Here is a 19,043-nt window from a genome sequence, read left to right as displayed (position 1 = left end):
ATGACTCAGGTTTTAAAAGCACGCGCAGGAATCATTACTGAGGAAATGGAAGCCGTAGCAGCTGATGAGAATCTTGATGTGGAGTTTATCCGACTGGGAGTTGCAGAGGGGAGAATCGTCATTCCCAGAAATAAAAATCGGAAGGAATTTAAATATTGCGGGATTGGAGAAGGTTTACGGATTAAGGTGAATGCCCTGATTGGTACCTCCAGCTCTTTGGATGACATGGAAATGGAAGCCCGCAAGCTGGCGATTGCCGAAGAGGCCGGCTGTGACAGTTTTATGGACTTGAGTACGGGAAAAGATATTGATGGCATGAGGAAACAGTCTTTGTCTCTGGCTCATGTCGCTGTGGGCAGCACAATGATTTATCAGGCAGGCATTGAAGCGATTGAAAAATACGGCAGTGTTGTTAACATGAGAGAGGAAGATATTTTTGAGGTCATTGAAAGACAAGCGGCAGATGGCCTGGATTTTATGGCAATTCATTGTGCTCTGAATATGGATGTCATCAAAAGAATGAGGACGACCGGACGGGTAACCGACGTGGTCAGCCGGGGCGGCGCTTTCCTTACTGGCTGGATGCTGCATAATCAGAAAGAAAATCCTCTGTATGAAAAATTCGACCGGGTGCTGGAAATTTTGAAGGCCTATGACGTTACCTTAAGCCTTGGCGATGCCATCCGTCCCGGCTGTCTTGCTGATTCGCTGGACGGTGCGCAGCTTCAGGGCATGATTATTCAAGGGGAACTTACCAGGCGGGCCCAGGAAGCCGGTGTTCAGGTTATGGTGGAAGGACCGGGCCATGTTCCGCTTAACCATGTCGACGCAACGATGCGCGTGCAGAAAAGGCTGTGTAATAACGCTCCCTATTATATTTTGGGCACTTTGGCGACCGATGTGACTCCCGGTTATGATCATATCAGCGGGGCGATCGGGGGAGCACTCATCGGGGCCTGCGGTGCTGATTTCCTATGTTATCTGACTCCCGCCGAACACCTGGGACTGCCGACTGAAGAAGATGTCAGAACCGGTGTAATCACGACCAGAATGGCGGCTCATATTGCTGATATCGCCAAGGGCAATAAACAGGCCTGGGCCAGGGATTTGGAAATGGCTAAGGCTCGTGTGGCCTTGAATATGGACAGGCAGATTAAGGCATCTCTTTATCCTGAACCACTGAAAGCTGCAGCGGTAACGGATAATGGTGATCACGGTTGTGCTGTCTGCGGAAGCGGATGTGCCGCCCAGGTCGCCGCTGAATATTTTGGGATTGCGTAAAGAGGTCAAAAACACCGCGTCATTTTTCAGAGTTCTGAACAATTGTCGGGTGATGGGACGAATGGGGAGTTACTCGAAGGAATCCGTAAGATCCTTAACAAGCTTCCCTTGTTCGTCACAGATCTTTACATGCACTAAATTTCTCTCTGAGGTGAAGTAAAGTATATATTTGTTTCTGCTTTGACCCTTTGCTGAAGGAATTGCGGGATCAGAGATGCTTTTTCTGGTAATGCTGACCGGACCAAAAAGATTCTCATCTTCAAGGATAACTTTGGGTTTCTGTTGATAATTGCATATGGTAAGCTTTCCTTTATGGCCTTCATCGTAACTGGTATAGACTAATGAATAATCCTCATTGAAGGTCGTTGAGGATATAGCAGGCAGAGCGCCTAAAGGATCGGTGTTTAAAGGAATAGTGTCCATTTCAAGTGGATGATGGTTAATGGAATTATTTCTTCTAACCATAAAAATATTTAAGGTTCGCTTATCAGAGGACCTAGAAGGGTTAGGGTTAAGTTTCATACCTATAAAACCATATCCATCCTCGATCCCTTGTGCCTCAACAACATTGCGAATAAGAGGTTGATTATTGAAGGTTAAGGGCACACCGGCAAAACCCATGGAGTAAAGGTCAAGCCCTTTTGGAGTCAGTGAGGTATAGGTAAGGGTATGGTCTAAGGTGTTAGCATTGACTATTTGATAGGGTTTTCGGAGGAAAGTCATATCACGGTCCGGTTGATCAGTTGGTGTAAAAAAGGGGAAGGTCTCTTGCTCAAAAATTTTCACATACAATAAATTATCATTTGCTTTAGAGTAATATAGATTACCTTTGAAATCCATACTAGTGGCTTCGTCAAAATCTTTAATAGGTATGAACCCCTGATCGGCATGCAAATTACGGTTATTATCTTTGGTAAGAGTTGTTTTAACAATGCCGTCTCTGGATGCTGTAATGATGCTATAACCCGAGAAAGAGTTGGTGAATAAAATAACGTTTCCAAGGTACCGATGAGTGGGGAATTCTGCCAAGAGTGTACTCTCACCCGTAGCTGCATTTAAATAGGATAAATAAGAATAGCTGATGTTATCTTTCAGTTTTGTTGCTAATACTAAGAGTGCGTTATCCGCTGCAACGTAATTATTAAGCCAAACAATGTTTTTAATTTGACCGAATTTTGCAGAAGTAAATTCCAGAAAAGGTTCCCGAAAGGTGGGCTTGGGAAGTGCCTTATATTCGGAAATTTGCGTAATTACAGTAGCCAATAAGACGATCAGTGTAAATAAGGCCATCAAGTATTTCTTCATATGCTGACTGATGCTCCCTCCAAAATCTGGTATAATTAATTATATCACAAATTAGGTTGTTTAAAGGAGCAGAGTAATGGCTATTACTGAGAAACTAGGGGAACAGTTTAATGCTATTCACAAGGTCATCTGGATTATTTTGCTGCCCGTCATTTTAGATATTGGAGAACTTTATTTTTTTGAAAGAATTTTTCATTGGGAATATATGCCGGTTACCAAACTATTCAGCCTGAAGTTGGGGTTTATATCAGCCCCGCCAAGTATTAGGTATATCTTGGAAGACTTTCCTTCCCTAATCTTTCAGTATAATACAGGTACTTTTCGAGGAGTTATCACTCAAATCAACCTGACAAACATGTTGCTTCTTCTATCGGTTGTTCTTGTCACAAGCTTTTTGGATAGTGGTTATTTAGCCGTTATTAGCCAAGCCGGTCGCAAAAGGGTAAACTGCAAAGACTTTTTCATTGAGGGCAACCGCTTATGGTTCAAGTTCTTTATCCTCGCTCTCTTGAAGGTTATTCCCACTCTCTTGGCCTTGATAAAAAAGGAATTTGCATATTTTAGTCTGGTCACTGTTGTTTTTGTTTATGTTCAGTACTCTATCGTTGTCGATCATGTAAGCCTAAAAGACAATTTCAAACTTGGAATAAGTTTCTTATTAAATAATTTAGGATTAAGCTTTAGGATGGGTTTTTCTTTTGGCTTTCTATTTTCTATTGCAGGGATATTTATATGCTTTTTAACACGGTCGGGTTTTAACGGTATCGTGCTCGGTTCAATGATCACGGCCTATTTTGGAGCAGTTATGAATAAAGCCGTGTTAGAGATCTATCGAGAAGTATCTGAAAAGCAAAGTAAGATGGTTCAAGAAATCAGCGTCATCTAGAGACCCTTGATTATTTCAAGACCTAGAAGGAGATTGCTATGCAAGATCCAGTGTTGAATAAAGTAATAGAAGAAGAATTGCGTCGCAACTTGGCGGGTTAATTAATGCAAACTGGGATGGAATCAAAATGCTCAGTGAGTTCAGATTAACGATTTAATATTTGTGTCAAAAGGACCGTCCCCCTGACACGCCCTATAAATAAAAAACGAGCTCCTAATTTTTAATCAGGAACTCGTTTTCACTCACTTAAGGTTTGGTTATATGAAATTAGCATCATTTTTCATTACGCCCCTTTTTAGGAGATTTTTTTGCGGGCACTTTTTGGCTCAGAAGCTTTTAAAGATTCAAGCCCTACTGAAGCAAGAATTTCTTGAATCATATTAATTTGTTTCTTACTCAAATAACACACCTCCTTTAAAAAAATAATTCTATCACAGAATATCTGATTTGACAAGATAATTTATTTCCAGGACAAGTATCCCAACCAGTTATATTAACCTCATGAGGCGAGAAAAATGTATAGTATACAAAATAATGGTTATACTTATATAAGGAATACATGTTCGTTACGGAAAGCTGCCATATAAAATTTCTATATTGTAACGATCCACCGAGGGAATTTTCTAGACGAAGTAAAAACTAATTAGAGTGAAAGAGGCTTCTTGTCGAGGATTATTAACTGGTAAAACACAACATACATTCTTCTTCAGGAGAAATGGGCTTTTCCTTAACATAAATCCCTTTCTGACTGGATAAAAACAAAGGGCTTATCTGCTTTCTAGGAGTGGGTAAGTCCTAGTTTTTTATCCGGTTTTCAACGGCTTTGTCATTGTCAATGCTAGAGGAAAAAGGTATATTTATCTTGGTAAAGAAAAGAATCTAGCAGATCTGAACACGCTAAGAGGTTAAATTATGGAATTGCTCGAAAAAATATTTCTGCATTCCAAGCAAACGATTTCTGATCAGGAATTGCAGCGGATAGCTCAAGAATCGGATTACGAATTATTCCATACTCAAGTCGAAAAGTTCGTCGAGAGCGGCGTTCTGGTTGCGGTGAAATCCTCGAAAACAAATGGACGTATACCGCCGCTTTTTAATAGATATCGAATTATCAAACCGCAAGAAGATTTTTCTGCTTACCTGGAGTCGGTTCGTCGTCTTAATCCGCTTTTAAACATTGCTGGTTATTTGCAACGCCCGGAATTATATAAAAAACACCTGGAGATCGTTGAGGGTCTCAGCAGGTATTTGTGGTTTGCCCGGGAATTATTAGAACAGCCTATGTCCCGCAAGGAACGATCATTTTCGGTCTGGGGCCGGGAAAAGTTATTAGATGAACATTTGGCCTTAGTAAAAGAAGTGCTTAAGTTTAATCGCTTAGAAGAGACATTTCTAAACTTTTATGATACTCCGGAACCTTTTTTTGAATATCATCATCAGCCGGGTGAGTTAACAACTGTATTAGTGATCGAGAATAAAGACACTTGGTTTACCTTGCGCAAGCTCATGCAAACAAGCGGAAAAAGTAACATTGCAGGAACGGAAGTCAATGTTCTTCTCTATGGAGAAGGAAACAAGATTACCAAGAAAGGTGCCTTGGAAGAATACAAGGTTACCATGTTGGGCGGGCAGAAGAAAAAAATTTCTGCCGGCATTAGCGCAGCTAAACCGACGACAGAGGGCGCGTCTTGTGACGAATGTGCGAAGGACGGCGTCAGCATTCGGCCTGCAATCTCTGTTGAGGCTGATAAGAAGGGCAACTCGTGCGAAGGCAGTGCCCTCGTCGTCGGCCAGTGCCAGCCAAGGTTTCTGTATTTTGGTGATCTGGACTGGGAAGGTATTCGTTTGTTTTTTCGTACCAGAGATGCCAACCCCTCCCTGGATATCAAACCATTTTCCTATTTGTACCGCCTAATGCTGGAACTTGCAGAGTCGGTCGAATTGCCGAGATCTCTGGATCAAAGAGGGGTTAGCGGCCCGCTCTCTGAGTTTCTTTCTCTAATAGGGCTAACTGAAGAGTCAAGCCTCAGTTCGATACTGGCTGAGGGCAGGTATATACCGCAAGAAATTGTCAATTATCAAGTGGCAGCTAAAATTCTCAAGTAGTTAAAGCGGGGGTTATTTGTGATGGCGAAATTTGAGTTTCTTGAAGGCTTTGAACAGAGGATGAAGCTTGTCGCGGCGATTGATTCCATTATTAACCGTACCAATCGTAAGATGGAGTTCGAAAAGTTGTTTGAGTCCGGGCAGCTGGATAATATCATTTTTTCAGTCCTTGTCTTTATTATGGAGAAGACCTTGACTGAGGACGAAGATTGTACCATGGAGAGCATCGCAGACTTTGTGGCCCAGCTTATCTCTGCTTATTCTGTCAGCTTGACCGCGGAGGTCATTCGCAAACTGACAGAGTACATCATTAAAGATATTCTGCAAAACGGTGGTGAGGCCAGGTACTTTCCGGTTATGAAGTACGGGCAGGGCATGGAGCAGCTGCGCATCAGGCTGATTGATGACAAGCTTATCGATGATCCGCGCGGCTATGTCCTGAATTACCAACTGACTGATCAAGGTTATGATTTACTGTTTCGCACTAAAGAAGTCGAGCAGGAAATTAGTTTTACGATTGAGGAGTTAAAACTGCGCGAACTGATCAAACGTAAAAACTACAAAAAAGCCATCGGCCAAAGTGCCAACCTTGTCCAGATGATCAGGCAAAAGAAAAATGACATCAGGCAGTTTGTGCAGAAGGTGCGGGAAAATATTTACGAGGTTAATATTGAGGAATTCGAACGCTTGGTTTCCAGTACTTATACTTTACTGGAAGAAGAATACAGCATGATGAACGAAATTCGGGAGATGATCGTGCTCTCGGAAGACCGCCTCAGAGAGGAGGAAGATACCCGGGGAGCTTTGGATGAGCAGATGGCTAAAGCACGCTCGGAAATTGCTGTCATTCGTAGAAATATCAATCTGACAATCAGCGAACAGAAAGAACTGATTCTGGAACGGCTCAGTTTGGCGCGGATTTATAAGGAAACGATCGCTGATTCTTTTGCCCTTTCCAGAGCCCGTTATTATGATTTTGAACAGGTAATCTTAAAGCCTTTGGAAAATTGTGAAGAAGAAAACATTTCCTCTCTCTGGCAATTATTAAATCCTTTATTGCGGCCTAATCCCGACCGCAGCTTGAACCTGCTGACACTTTACGAAAGACAAGCGCGGCTTAAGCAGGAGGAAGAGGTTCTCCCCAGTATTGTCCTGGAGGAGCTGGGCGAAGACCTGGAGCTGCAGAAAATTAAGCGAATAAATGAGAGTAATATTGAGATTATTCGGAGCATCCTAGAGTTTGCCCAGCAACAAAGGGGATCCTTTAGGTTCGGCGAGTTTTTGCAGGATCTGCAGAGCAGGGAACGAGTATTGCAAGAATTAACGGCGGATGACTTGATTTTTAAAACTATGCTTAAGCTGTATGATTTGCAGATGATCGATATAAATAAGTGGAAGTCTCAGCAGGAGGACGTTGTGGCTAATGCCACAGGGGAACTGGATGTCAGCTATTGTCTATACCAAATTGAATATTCCCAGCCCGATTTATATGGGATTAAAAAATTGGAGATCACCAAACCGGACGAACAATTATGGGAACAGGAAATTGCAACGTATATTGGAAAAGAGATGTTTAGCAGGCGTATTGTCATCAGTGATTTTATGATTGAGGTGAGCTTTGAGTGAGCGATATAAAAACTGCCCTGAAGATTTATCGCAAATTGCTGGACAAGGGACAGCTTGATCGGGAAACTGAGGGAGATCTGTTCCTTGAGTTTCGCAATGTTGAGGTCAGAGCAATCCTCGCAGAATTTGAAGAGGAGCTCGATTTTAAAGTTATTGAAACAGCGGGGAGCCTCTATTTGCTGCCGAACAGCGGAAACGGAGTCTTAGGTTTTACAACGAAGGATATTCGAGAAGCGGTAGCAACAGATGCCCGGTTAGTCGATGGTTATCTGCTTAGTTATATTTCGATGTTTATTTTGTACTTATTTTACGGCGGACGGAATCGAAATCCCAAACAGCGGGAATTTTTAAGGATCAGTAAGCTGGTCGAGGAACTGGATAAGCGTTTTAGTATGGCTTTAGCGGATCAAGAAGAGACGAAGCTTATGGAAGAAAACTACGCCCTCAATTTTATGCGCATTGCCGAACTCTGGGAAAGCAAACAGGATTTCGAGGAAAGAGGACGTAAAACGAAAACCGGCACGATTTTAAATACTTGCCGGCTTTTAGAGCGGGAAAATCTTCTGAGACTTGTAGATGATGACCGGGAAATACGTCCCACCAAAAAACTGGATGACTTAATGCTCAATTATTACTTAGATGACAGCCGCGTGGAAGAAATTAAAGGGTTTTTCGAAGGAGTTGGGCAGGATGCCTAGGATCAACCGTATTCGCATTATTAACTTTTCCTACAATAATGATTCGCGGCATATTCAGGATGAAACGTTTAATTTTCACGGCGGTGAAAATGCCCTGCTCAGCTTAGCGAACGGAGGGGGAAAAAGTGTTCTCGTCCAGTTATGCTTTCAGCCGATTGTCCCGGAAATTAGAATTCAGGGCCGGCGCATTAACGCTTTTTTTCGCAAAAAACGATTGCCTGCTTATGTCTTAATCGAATGGAAACTAGACGCTGCCGGAGGCTATTTGCTGACCGGTATTGGGATGGTGGCTGCTGAAGTTTCCGGGGTCGAAGATGAGAGAAACCGGGTGAAGTATTTTACCTTCACTTCGAGATATACGGGTTCCAATGATTTTGATCTGGCCAATATTGAGCTCATCAAGCAAAGCGGAAATATTTTGGAGATCAAGCCTTTTAAAGAAGCCCGGGAGATGATAGCTGAGAGGGAAAAGAAAGATCCTTATAATTTTGGCTGTTTTTATGATGATGATGGAGATCGCTACCGCAAACGTCTGGCTGAATTCGGGATAGCTCAAGATGAGTGGCGCAATATTATCGCCAAAATCAATGATCACGAAGGCGGTTTAGATGAGATTTTCCAAAAGCACAAAAACTCCAGTCAATTGTTAAATGAGTGGATTATTAAAACCATTGAAAAAGTGATCTTCAAAGACCGTGCCGAAGCCCACCGGCTGGAGGAAATGCTGGAGGGCCTTGTACGGGAGGTCATTGAGAATGAGCGCTTCATTTTAGAAAAAGAAGTGCTGGACGAGTTTTTGAAGGTCTATGGAGAGCAGGTTGTGTCTCTCGTTGAACTGCTTAATGGATTGGAAGAGCAAAAAAACTATGGCGCTAAACTGGCGGCTATGTATAGCTATTTAGATTCTGAGACGGTTAAACTTAATGAAAAAAATGAGGATAATAAGATTACGCTAGACAATATCGAACTGGAACGAAAGCGGATCAATCTGGAAGACCGCTCTCATGCGTATTGGTTAAGAAGGGACGAGTATTTGCTGGCAGCCTCGCGGTTGGCTGAGTCGGAAGAGAAAAGCCGGGAAAATGAGGAGAAACTTGAAATAACCAAACGATCGTTAAAGATTCTGCAGGCTGCCGGATTAAGGGATGAACTAAGAGTAAAACGAGCTGACCTTTCGGGAATTGATGAGAAATTAAAAGTTTCTAAGTCCCAATTTGATACGGATAATCGGATGCGTAATCTGGAGTATTCGCTCAAAATGGCAACTCAGGAAATCTTACAATCCCTTGAGTCTGTTTTGACGCGCTTAAAGGAAGAAAAAGGCGAACAGGAGACATTAAGGGTTCAGGCTGATAAAGATGTTAGTGATCTCGGAAATAATTTAAGGAAATTTGAGGGAGAGAAAGGGAGTCTCCAGCAGCAAAAGTTACAATATGAGTCACATGAACGGGACGTTAGATCTAAGCTAAAACTTAGCTTGAGTAGAAATCTGCTGGGTGAATTGGCTGCGGATGAGATTGAAAAGGCCAGATTTGAACTCAAGAAGAAGCTGGAAGATTTGAAAAATGAGGGGCAGCAACTGACTGAAGAAAGAGCTGGCAAGGAACAAAGGCAGCTGGAGGCAGATCAAGAGATTCAAGGGGTAGGGGAAGAAACGTCCAGAGAAAAAAATGTTCTTCACGACCTGGAGCGAGATATTGAAGTTTATGAACAACAGGAACGGGAGATTCAAGGGATTCTGCAGAAATTTGGGTTTAATTTTGAACTTAGGTTTGACCGGGTGCGGCTTCAGGCAGCCTTTGACCAACTGCTCAAAGACCTTAATCATTCCCTGGAAGAAGCCGTACGGATGCGTGACGATGCTAAGGAGTCACTATTTTCCCTCAACAATGGGAGACTGCATATTCCAGAAGAGATAATTTCTCTTCTGGCCGATAAGGATATTTCTTATGAGACCGGCGAAGCTTATTTGCGCAATCAATCCCCGGAAATTCGGCAAAAGCTCTTAGCTGCAAATCCTGTATTGCCGTATGCTCTGATTCTGGCTAGGCAAGATATCGAACTCCTGGCTCAAGCCATAAAGAATCTGACCCTGCGCCGTGCTATTCCTATTATGGCCTACGAGGATTTAAGTCTTAGCATGTCATTACTTGCTGACAGATGGGTTCAGACCGCTGAAGGAATTTTTTTGGTTTGTTTGTATGAAGGCCGGATTTTTGACCATAGCGGTCTGGAAAAACTGGAGGAAGAACTGAAGCGTAAGCAAAAAGACTCCTTGGAACAATATCGGCATTATACTGAGGAACGAAATGAAGTCGTCGCTAAACAAACGATCTGTAGTCGCTTTGCCTTTAAAGCAGATTATCGCTATGATTTAGCAAAGAAAAAAACAGCGTCAGAAATTAAGCTCCAAACGCTGGCAGATAGAAGGGATTTTCTGCGCCAGGAGAAAGAGAATCTGCGTATAACGTTGCAGAATCTTAAGCAAAAAATCCAAACAGTTATTGAGTCTCAGCAAAAAGCCCAAAAAGCCGTTGAGCTCTTTGAAGCCTGGATCGAACAAGAGAATGATTACCAGACTTGCCGGCAAAGGCTTACGGAAGTAAACGAGGCGATAGCAGGTGCGGAAAGGAGAAAATCCGAACTAGAAGCAAGCTTAGTAAGCTTTCAGAAGAAGATCGAAGGATTTACCTTGGAAATCGAGCAGAAAAAAATAGAAGTCAGAGATATTCGAAAAAAGTACAATACCTATCAAGATGCTCAGGAAGCAGAATTCATCGCAGGGACTGTCGAAGAGCTGGAAGAAAGGCTGCAAGCCCTGAAAGCTCAGTACAGCGGAGAAATTGAGCTCTTGGAAAAACGTAAAACTGAGCTGCAGTCTGAAGGCGTGAAAAAGGAAAAGGAACTTTCCAAACTAGGACTATCAGAAGGCGACTATATTGAGGTTGTTTATGATGAAGGAAAACTAGACGAGATTAACTTGGAAATCAGCGTCCTGGAAGAGTTTAACAAGAAGCTGCAAAATAAAAGATTCGCGGCTACAGGAATTGAGTCCGCCGCTAAGGAAGCCTGTCGTATTGCGGAGGAAGAAGTGCGCAAGCTTGGTGCAGAAAGCCCCTTAGGTCAGGAAGATATCAAAGGGGATTTTCCAGGGCGCCGACATAAACTGGCTGAGCAACAGGCCAAACTGACTGAGGAGATCACGCAAATATCCCGTAAAATTACCGACTACAACAAACTGATGGAGCAAATTACTTCCCATATTAATAAATTAAAGGTTGAACCGGAAAAAGGCTTCCGGCCAGAACAAGATGTCAAGAGTCAAACAGGACTATTGGTGGAAAGATATCGCACCATTGAAGCAAAGAACAGAACCCAAGGGGATGGCCTTCGCCAGAAATATTCCGGATTGAAAGCGGAATACCGGGACAAAAATACGAATATCGGCAATATCTTTAAGGGTCTTGACCAGCTCTGGGATAAAGCGGAGATGGGTTATGACGATTTTTATTATCTTTATGAACGCCTGAGCCTGCATCAAGACAAACTCCGTGAATTAATCAAACTGCATGAAAACCAGCTCTTTAATTTAGAACGGAACAAGAAGGATATGGTCCAGCAGAGTCTGCTCCAGGGAATGAGATTCTATGAAGAGATAGAATGGATATCCGATCACTCCAAGGTGCGCTTACAAGGCAGAAGCAGGCCGGTGCAAATGCTTAAGATTGAACTGGCCTTAGATTCCCATGATGCTGCAGGTCTGCGGATGAAGGACTATATCGAAGCGTGTATTGCCAAGGTGCGCGAGGAAACCAGACAGGAAAAAAGTGAGGAAGAGGTTAAAAAGGCTATAGCCAAACTGATGTATAACCGGGAGTTATTGAATATTTATTTGGGTAATTCCAATATTCCGGTCCGTGTCTTTAAGATCGATCTGAACATGCAAAACAGCAGTCTTAAGACCTGGGAAGACGCTATGCGCGAGAACTCCGGCGGGGAGAAGTTTGTTGTCTATTTCTCCGTGCTCTCAGCTTTAATGGCCTATACCAGATCACGGACATTAGAGGCCGCTGGAGCAGAGGAAGATAAAGATTCCAGCGTTTTAGTGATGGATAATCCCTTTGGCCCTATTTCTTCGGAACACCTGCTCAATCCGCTTTTTGAAATCGCCAAAAAACATCGCACCCAGCTGATCTGTCTTTCTGATCTGAAACAAAACTCCATCCTGAATTGTTTTAACCTGATCTACATGCTCAAAGTTAGAGCCAGTGCCATCGGCAGCAATGAGTATTTGAAGTTCGAAGAAATAATTCGAGATGACAGTGATATTCATAACGATGAAAAACTGGAAAAAGCGATATTTAGGGTTTCTGAGCATAAACAGATTAATTTATTTGACTAAGACATAGCTTTCTATAGTGTTTAAAGCCCGAAAATTGATGAATCAGTGAACTATACGTGTTTGAGCCACGTCCTAGTTCACTGATTTTCATTGTTGCAGCCATAATGAACACCTTATCGATCCGATAAATTAAGCTCAAAGCGCGGCCAATGCTTTGAATGCAAAAAAAATCCGATTACATAATTTATATTAAAGGAATTTCTGGGAATATGTCGAAATTAAATATCTATTATATAGATAACAACAAAAGAATAGTTCTTAATAAGAGCTGAATTAACCCTAGGTGTCTATGATTATTAATTGGCTGAGAGGATGAGAAAAATGGTCAAGACGAGTTTTTTTAAATCAATTGCTGGAACCTTAATCCTGTGGTTTCTTGTTCTTTCCTTAATACCCCTTTTTGGTATAAGTGTCTTCAATTATTATACAAGTAAAAATAATATGACACAGGATGCCATTCATAATATGAATCAAACCGTCACCTTAACTGCAGGTTCTTTAAACGATTGGTTAAAAGAAAAAATGGACGTTCTTAATACAATCGGCAAAAATCCCGTGTTCGCCACAGGTGATAAAGCACAGATCATGGCTTATCTTAAACGTGAATCCGAAGCTACTCCTTATGCTGAGGAGCTTCTTTGGGCGGATGAGAGCGGACAAGCCGTTACTTCTTCAGGAAAAACGTTAACGATTAGCGATCGTACTTATTTTCAATCTGCCCTCAAAGGGGAGCCTACTATTTCCTCGATGGTCGTATCCAAGAGTACGCAAAATGATATTGTTCCTATTGCAATACCTTTACACGGTAACAATGGATCTTCCGTACTTGTTATGAGCCTTAAAGGCGATGCTATCCAAGCGATTGTGAATAAGGCAAAATACGGAAATACAGGGTATTCATATTTGTTTGACAGTACAGGACTCGTCATTGCCCATCCGGAAAATTCACAAGTTCTTAAACTCAATGTTATAAAATCAAATTCTGCAAGCCTTAATCAGATTGGCTCCCAAATGTTAAAAAATCAACAAGGATCTGGAGAATATGTCTTTGAAAATATTGACAAAGAGGTAGTTTATACGACGATTCCCAATACTGATTGGCATCTGGTTCTTACTGCACCGATCAATGAATTCTATAGCTTTGCCACGAAGCTTCTGTACATGAGTTTGGGAGCGGGTTTAGGGGTAGCGTTACTTATTGCTGTTTTAGCTTGGTTTATTAGTAAAAGGATTTCTAAACCAATTGTAGCATTAGCAGAACAAACCGATATTTTAGCGACAGGTCGATTAGATGTAATGATTAGTGACGGTTTTATGGGAGAACTAGGTGTTCTTGGACGATCGTTAAAAACTATGACGGAAAATTTGCGAAATACCGTCTCCGAAGTGCATCAAAGTTCAAGCCAATTAGTGGCTTCAGCTCAGGAATTGAGCACGTCGACTGATGAGTCTTCGTCCTCCGTTGAACAGGTTGCTCGTGCGATAGAAGAAATGGCGGGAGGAGCAAGTCATCAAGCAGAGAGCTCACAGCAAATTGTTGAAATGGTCAATCAAATCGTTCGCGCAGTTGATCATGTAAATGATATGATTAATAAAACGGTTGACGATGCAAGTTTAGCAAAGGCGTCCATAGACGAGGGAATGCGAGCAGTTTCAAATCAAACAATCAAAATGAAGGAAAACTTGGAAGTAAGCCGTCAAGTGGCTTTGGCTATTGACCATTTAGCCCAACAATCTCAAGAGGTCGGAGCCATTTTAAGTACCATCTCCAACATTGCTGAACAGACGAATTTGCTTGCTCTCAATGCGGCCATCGAAGCAGCACGTGCTGGGGAACATGGACGTGGATTTGCTGTGGTAGCCGATGAGGTAAGGAAATTAGCAGAAGGATCTCGAAAAGCAACTGAAGAAATCGCCGAAATTGTTGGTAACATTCAAAGTCGCGCTCAAGAAGCATCGGAGCAAATGAATAAGGCAAAAACCGTAGTTGAAGCTCAAGAACAAGCCGTAGACTATACGAATCATTCCTTTGAAAGCATCTCCGAGATCGTAAGGTCCATGGGCGAACAAATGGAAAATGTTAAGAATTCCTCAGAACAGATTGGATGCCATGTCAGCGACATTTCAGAGAGTATTGAATCCATTGTGTCTGTTGCTCAAGAAAATGCAGCTGGAGCAGAGGAAGTGTCCGCTAGCACTGAGGAATTGAGCGCTGCAACAGAGCAAATTGCCGCTGCAGCCAGAACTTTAGTAATCTTGGGAGAAGACCTGGATAAAGCCGTGGCTATTTTCAAGCTTTAAGTTAAGACAATTAATATTGTCTTGACTTAATGAATGCTCTTCTGCACTTAAAAGTATCAATTTTAGAACTTAATTCTTAAGTAAAAGGAGCCCCGGTTAACCGGGGCCGTTGAGTTTAATAACTAACATAGGTTATTTGTCGGACAGGGATTCTCACTACTGATTGAATTCCATCAATTTGGTTTCCGATATTTGAGAATAACCGAGCGTTAGTTACAAATGCCACACCGTCAATAACTCCGCCGTAATTTCCAACCCAAGTGCTTGAATCAGTACCAATTACTATACGGGCTCCTATCGGCAGAGTGTCAAACAGAATAGCATTAAATGGGGGGGCACCAAAAGGGGGTACGCCAAAAGGAGGGAATCCAAAACCTGCCATAAATATTATCTCCTCTCGATTTTGATTTTTGGCTATTGAGCCAAGATAAGATGAGAAAGGAGATGTTGGATTGGGCTGTTTCTAATACATAGTATGAAACTTGTCCTAAGAATGTGATAAAAATAAATGAATTAGGCGATCTTACCTTCCTGCACTTTCCCTAAGCTTGGTATCGAGAAGGTTATGTAAAAGGTAGTTCCGCCAGAATTGGACTCAACCTTAATTTTGGCGTTATGCGATTCTACAATCTTGTAACTGGTAGCTAACCCTAATCCCGTTCCATTATCTTTCGTTGTGTAGAATGGAATTCCAAGTTTATTCATATTCTCGGGAGGGATCCCGCAACCCTCATCCTTAATGGCAAGCACTACTTGGTTATTATGCAAATAAGTTTTAAGAGTTAGGCCACCGTCTTCTTCCATAGCTTCAAGCCCGTTTCGAGCTATATTTAAAATTAGTTGTGTAATTTCCTTTCTATTCAATTCTAGATTTGGGATTTTCTCCGGGATATATTGAATTCTCTTGTTTTGGGTAAACGCGTCAGCTTCTAAAAGCGGGTAAAGATGTGTAAGAATGTCGTTGAGACTTTGAGGTTTCAGCTCAGTTTGCTTTGTTTGAGCGAGGGATAAAAATTCTGTAATAATTTCGTTTGCTCGATCGAGTTCTGAAATCATCAATTCGAAGGTAGGTTTTTGGGCAGCATAATCGGGTTTTACCTCCATCAGTTGCAGGTAACCGCGTACGGTTGTCATTGGATTTCGTATTTCGTGTCCGATTCCAGCAGCCATTTGCCCTACAAGGTTTAGACGGTCTAGTCTAGCCATTTCATCTTGAGCTACCTTTCGGTCTGTAATGTCTCGGAAATATGAGCTTAGACCAGTCTCTGTAGGGTAAGTACTAACTTCAAACCATTTGTTGCCTAACGCCTCAGAGAAAACTTCAAAGGATATAGATTTGTTTTCGGTGAGGACGTCTTGAGAGTGTAATAGGGCAGTGCTCATAATGGTGCATTCTTCCGTCATTTTTTTACCTAACAATTCATCACGAGATCTTCCGAAGGCGATTTCACCTGCACGATTGATATATGTCAATCGCGTGTTTCTATCTACAGCAAGAAAACAATCAGTCATACTTTCAAGGATTGAGACTATTTCTTGCTGCGATTTTGTTAAATTTTCACAGGTTAATTTCTGCTCGGTTATATCTTGATAATAAACCGATAATCCGTTTTCGGAAGGATATACTTTTACTTGATACCAGATGCCTTTCTCTAAAAAGCTATGATATTCAAAGGCAATAGGTTCACGATGGGCCATGGCCTTTTGATAATTCAAGTGAAGCAGCGTTCCTTGTGACTGCGGGATTTCTTTCCAGAGAACATTACCTAAAAGTTTATCTCTTGATTTGCGTAATAACTCCTCAGCTTTATTATTGACGAAGGTAAAACGCCATTGATGGTCAAGTACGTAAAATCCATCAGGCATATGATTAATAATATCTGCAATAAGCTGGTTACTCCGGGATAGTTCGGCCTCTAATGAAAGGTATTTAGTAAGTTGCTCCACTTGTTCTTGTTGCATTCGTTTCATTTCTGTCACGTCATTATACGCTATCAAAATACATTCTTGGTCATCCATAGTAATTGTTTCAGCGGAAAGGATGGCCGTTCCAATTGAACCAAATTTCGTAATGAGTGTACTTTCAATGTTATGTACTGACCCTTGATTGTTGATAATTTCGGTAATGAGTTTGAATTCATGTTTAGGAACCCCAATTTCAATGGGGGTCTTACCAATTACGTCCTCACGAGAGAAGCCTCTTTCTTCTAGGAAATGATCGTTGACATCGATATATTGATAATCGGATTTTCTTAGAATAGCCATCATGTTAGGACTCAACTGAAACGCTTTTCGAAATCGATCTGTTGCCCCTCTAAGTTTTTTTTGTTCCTTTTTCTGATCAGTAATATCGTTAATGATGGCAACATATGCTTCTTCACTACTAGGCATTTGAAATCTTGCCAAATCGGCAATAAAATATCGGTTATTCTCTGTTGAAATTTCTTGATGAAGTTGTTTTGTAGTATCCGACACTGATTTATAACGGTTTAATAGAAGAGTCGGAGTTTCAGTGAAGGACTTTAGAGAGCATTTTTCCGTTATATTTTTACTAAGCAAAAGTGGCCCATGGTTATTAAAGACTATTAAGTTTAGAGGACTATTCGTTAAGATTGTATGGAGGATGGAGGCTTTACCCAAAAAATCGTAAGTCCAGAAATAGAAGTTAAAAATAACCGTTGTTGCTAATGGAGTAATGATTAAGTATGGAGCAGTAACAATTCTAAGGACTTTTGCAGTATCGCCTTTCCAGGGGGGGATGAATCCGATGATAAATAGAAAGATACATGCCATAAACATGCCTATGATACACCAGAAAAAGAGTTTCCTGCCTGTTTGGGCGCTCTTAATGTATCTTTTTAGGAAGGTTCCAAAACAGGCAAAAACGATAATACTTGTTATACCGCCCATTGAACCGCTTCCCCCAACACTGTAACGATAAAGTGAGCTTATGCTGGCGGCTATTGCTGCTGTCACAGGTCCGCCTACAAAACCTGCCATGGTCATGGTAATGTGTCGGAAATCATAGAAGCGACCTGGAACGACAGTGATTTTACCATCCATTGTAAGGATAGTAATGAGTCCAAACATTACGCCTAAGAAGTAAGGAGAGTATTTTTTGTTCAAAGATAGGTTGATCCATATGACGGCAGCGCAGAGAAACAAGACATTAAGTACATTTGATAAGAAGTCGTAGTACAAAATAAACCACTTCCCATTTTGCAAATTTTGCCAACGATTAAAATTATATTCCTAATTTCGAAAAAATGTTGTCGGAATGTTATGCCGTATTATTATTTTGATTAAGCTTTAAAATCAAATAAAATAACTTTTTGTATTAATTAAACTTTCCCTTGTGAAATGACTAGAAAAGTAAAGAAGATGGGATAGCAGTGAATTTTTTTGATACGTTCCATAATATAATATCGAACAAATCAGCCATCAGGGCTTATCACGGAGAGACAAAGATCACAATTAACAGTTGACAACGTAAGTTAAAGGTGTTAGGATTTAAATCCAGCCAAAACAGCTGAGAGAATTCGGTAACTTGGATCTAAGGAGTTGAAAATTAGCCATTGACAACATGGGTTGAAAATGCTAATATGTAATTCCGGCCAAGATGGCTGACAAGATGGTCTTTGAAAACTAAACAACAAGGACAGCCAATGAGAGAAACTCGGAAGAGTTTCAAAAGAATCATGGAATCATGAGCAAGTCATCATCTTCTTTAAGGAAGTTGAAATAACTTTTTTGGAGAGTTTGATCCTGGCTCAGGACGAACGCTGGCGGCGTGCTTAACACATGCAAGTCGAACGGTCTACTCGTGGTTCGATATTCGTGGTCCGTAGTTCGATTACAGATAGACTCTGGAGCTTGAAAGAATGAGCTTTTAAGGCTACTTAATTCGAACAACGAATATCGAATATCGAACTACGTGTTGGATAGTGGCGGACGGGTGAGTAACGCGTGGGTAACCTACCCAACAAACCGGGACAACCCTTGGAAACGAGGGCTAATACCGGATACGCTTATAGGTTGGCATCAACGTATAAGGAAAGGCGGCCTCTGAATATGCTGCCGATGATGGATGGACCCGCGTCTGATTAGCTAGTTGGTGGGGTAAAGGCCTACCAAGGCGACGATCAGTAGCCGGCCTGAGAGGGTGAACGGCCACACTGGGACTGAGACACGGCCCAGACTCCTACGGGAGGCAGCAGTGGGGAATCTTCCGCAATGGACGAAAGTCTGACGGAGCAACGCCGCGTGTATGATGAAGGTCTTCGGATTGTAAAGTACTGTTTTTAGGGAAGAACGGTTTCTTCAGGAATATGGAGGAGACATGACGGTACCTAAGGAGGAAGCCCCGGCTAACTACGTGCCAGCAGCCGCGGTAATACGTAGGGGGCGAGCGTTGTCCGGAATTATTGGGCGTAAAGGG

General features: G+C 41.8%; 10 protein-coding genes and 1 rRNA gene. 8 read left to right on the top strand and 3 right to left on the bottom strand.

The genetic code is table 11. The features are described 5' to 3' along the window. On the top strand, positions 1-1,281 hold the full coding sequence (gene bzaB, locus DEAC_RS15320; RefSeq protein WP_047811062.1) for a B12 lower ligand biosynthesis ThiC-like protein BzaB: 1,281 nt from the start codon (positions 1-3) through the stop codon (positions 1,279-1,281). A 69-nt stretch (positions 1,282-1,350) separates the two neighbouring features. Here the strand turns inward: bzaB and DEAC_RS15315 are convergent, their stop codons facing one another. Further along, positions 1,351-2,586, bottom strand: a complete 1,236-nt coding sequence (locus DEAC_RS15315) for a hypothetical protein (RefSeq protein ID WP_047810958.1) — start codon at positions 2,584-2,586, stop codon at positions 1,351-1,353. Between the two features lie 76 nt (positions 2,587-2,662). Between DEAC_RS15315 and DEAC_RS15310 the strand changes: the two genes are divergently transcribed. The 6 genes from DEAC_RS15310 (at position 2,663) to DEAC_RS15285 (ending at position 14,605) form a co-directional block, all read left to right on the top strand. Beyond that, positions 2,663-3,472: a hypothetical protein gene (locus tag DEAC_RS15310; RefSeq protein ID WP_053006462.1), complete on the top strand. Its 810-nt coding sequence runs from the start codon at positions 2,663-2,665 to the stop codon at positions 3,470-3,472. A 912-nt stretch (positions 3,473-4,384) separates the two neighbouring features. Beyond that, positions 4,385-5,578, top strand: a complete 1,194-nt coding sequence (locus DEAC_RS15305; RefSeq protein WP_047810957.1) for a hypothetical protein — start codon at positions 4,385-4,387, stop codon at positions 5,576-5,578. A gap of 21 nt (positions 5,579-5,599) precedes the next feature. After that, positions 5,600-7,204 carry a hypothetical protein gene (locus tag DEAC_RS15300; RefSeq protein ID WP_047810956.1) on the top strand — a complete coding sequence of 535 codons (1,605 nt, stop codon included), beginning with the start codon at positions 5,600-5,602 and terminating at the stop codon, positions 7,202-7,204. Continuing rightward, positions 7,201-7,902 carry a DUF6063 family protein gene (locus DEAC_RS15295; RefSeq protein WP_047810955.1) on the top strand — a complete coding sequence of 234 codons (702 nt, stop codon included), beginning with the start codon at positions 7,201-7,203 and terminating at the stop codon, positions 7,900-7,902. The genes DEAC_RS15300 and DEAC_RS15295 overlap by 4 nt, the downstream gene beginning before the upstream one ends. Beyond that, the gene (locus DEAC_RS15290) at positions 7,895-12,304 is read left to right on the top strand and encodes a coiled-coil domain-containing protein (protein WP_047810954.1); all 4,410 of its coding nucleotides are present in this window, start codon (positions 7,895-7,897) and stop codon (positions 12,302-12,304) included. Before DEAC_RS15295 ends, DEAC_RS15290 begins: the two co-directional genes overlap by 8 nt. A 321-nt stretch (positions 12,305-12,625) precedes the next feature. Further along, the gene (locus DEAC_RS15285) at positions 12,626-14,605 is read left to right on the top strand and encodes a methyl-accepting chemotaxis protein (RefSeq protein WP_047810953.1); all 1,980 of its coding nucleotides are present in this window, start codon (positions 12,626-12,628) and stop codon (positions 14,603-14,605) included. A gap of 115 nt (positions 14,606-14,720) precedes the next feature. Here DEAC_RS15285 and DEAC_RS15280 read toward each other — a convergent pair whose 3' ends face one another. Together DEAC_RS15280 and DEAC_RS15275 are read right to left on the bottom strand one after the other, a co-directional pair. Then, on the bottom strand, positions 14,721-14,987 hold the full coding sequence (locus DEAC_RS15280) for a hypothetical protein (protein WP_047810952.1): 267 nt from the start codon (positions 14,985-14,987) through the stop codon (positions 14,721-14,723). 131 nt (positions 14,988-15,118) lie between these two features. Further along, on the bottom strand, positions 15,119-17,806 hold the full coding sequence (locus DEAC_RS15275) for a PAS domain S-box protein (protein ID WP_047810951.1): 2,688 nt from the start codon (positions 17,804-17,806) through the stop codon (positions 15,119-15,121). Between the two features lie 546 nt (positions 17,807-18,352). Here DEAC_RS15275 and DEAC_RS15270 point away from each other — a divergent pair. Further along, positions 18,353-19,043, top strand: a 16S ribosomal RNA gene (locus DEAC_RS15270); the annotation flags it as partial.

This window comes from Desulfosporosinus acididurans, from assembly GCF_001029285.1.
Classification (GTDB): domain Bacteria; phylum Bacillota; class Desulfitobacteriia; order Desulfitobacteriales; family Desulfitobacteriaceae; genus Desulfosporosinus; species Desulfosporosinus acididurans.
The sequence above is the reverse complement of the archived record's forward strand: the minus strand, read 5'-3'. Positions and strand labels throughout refer to the sequence as shown.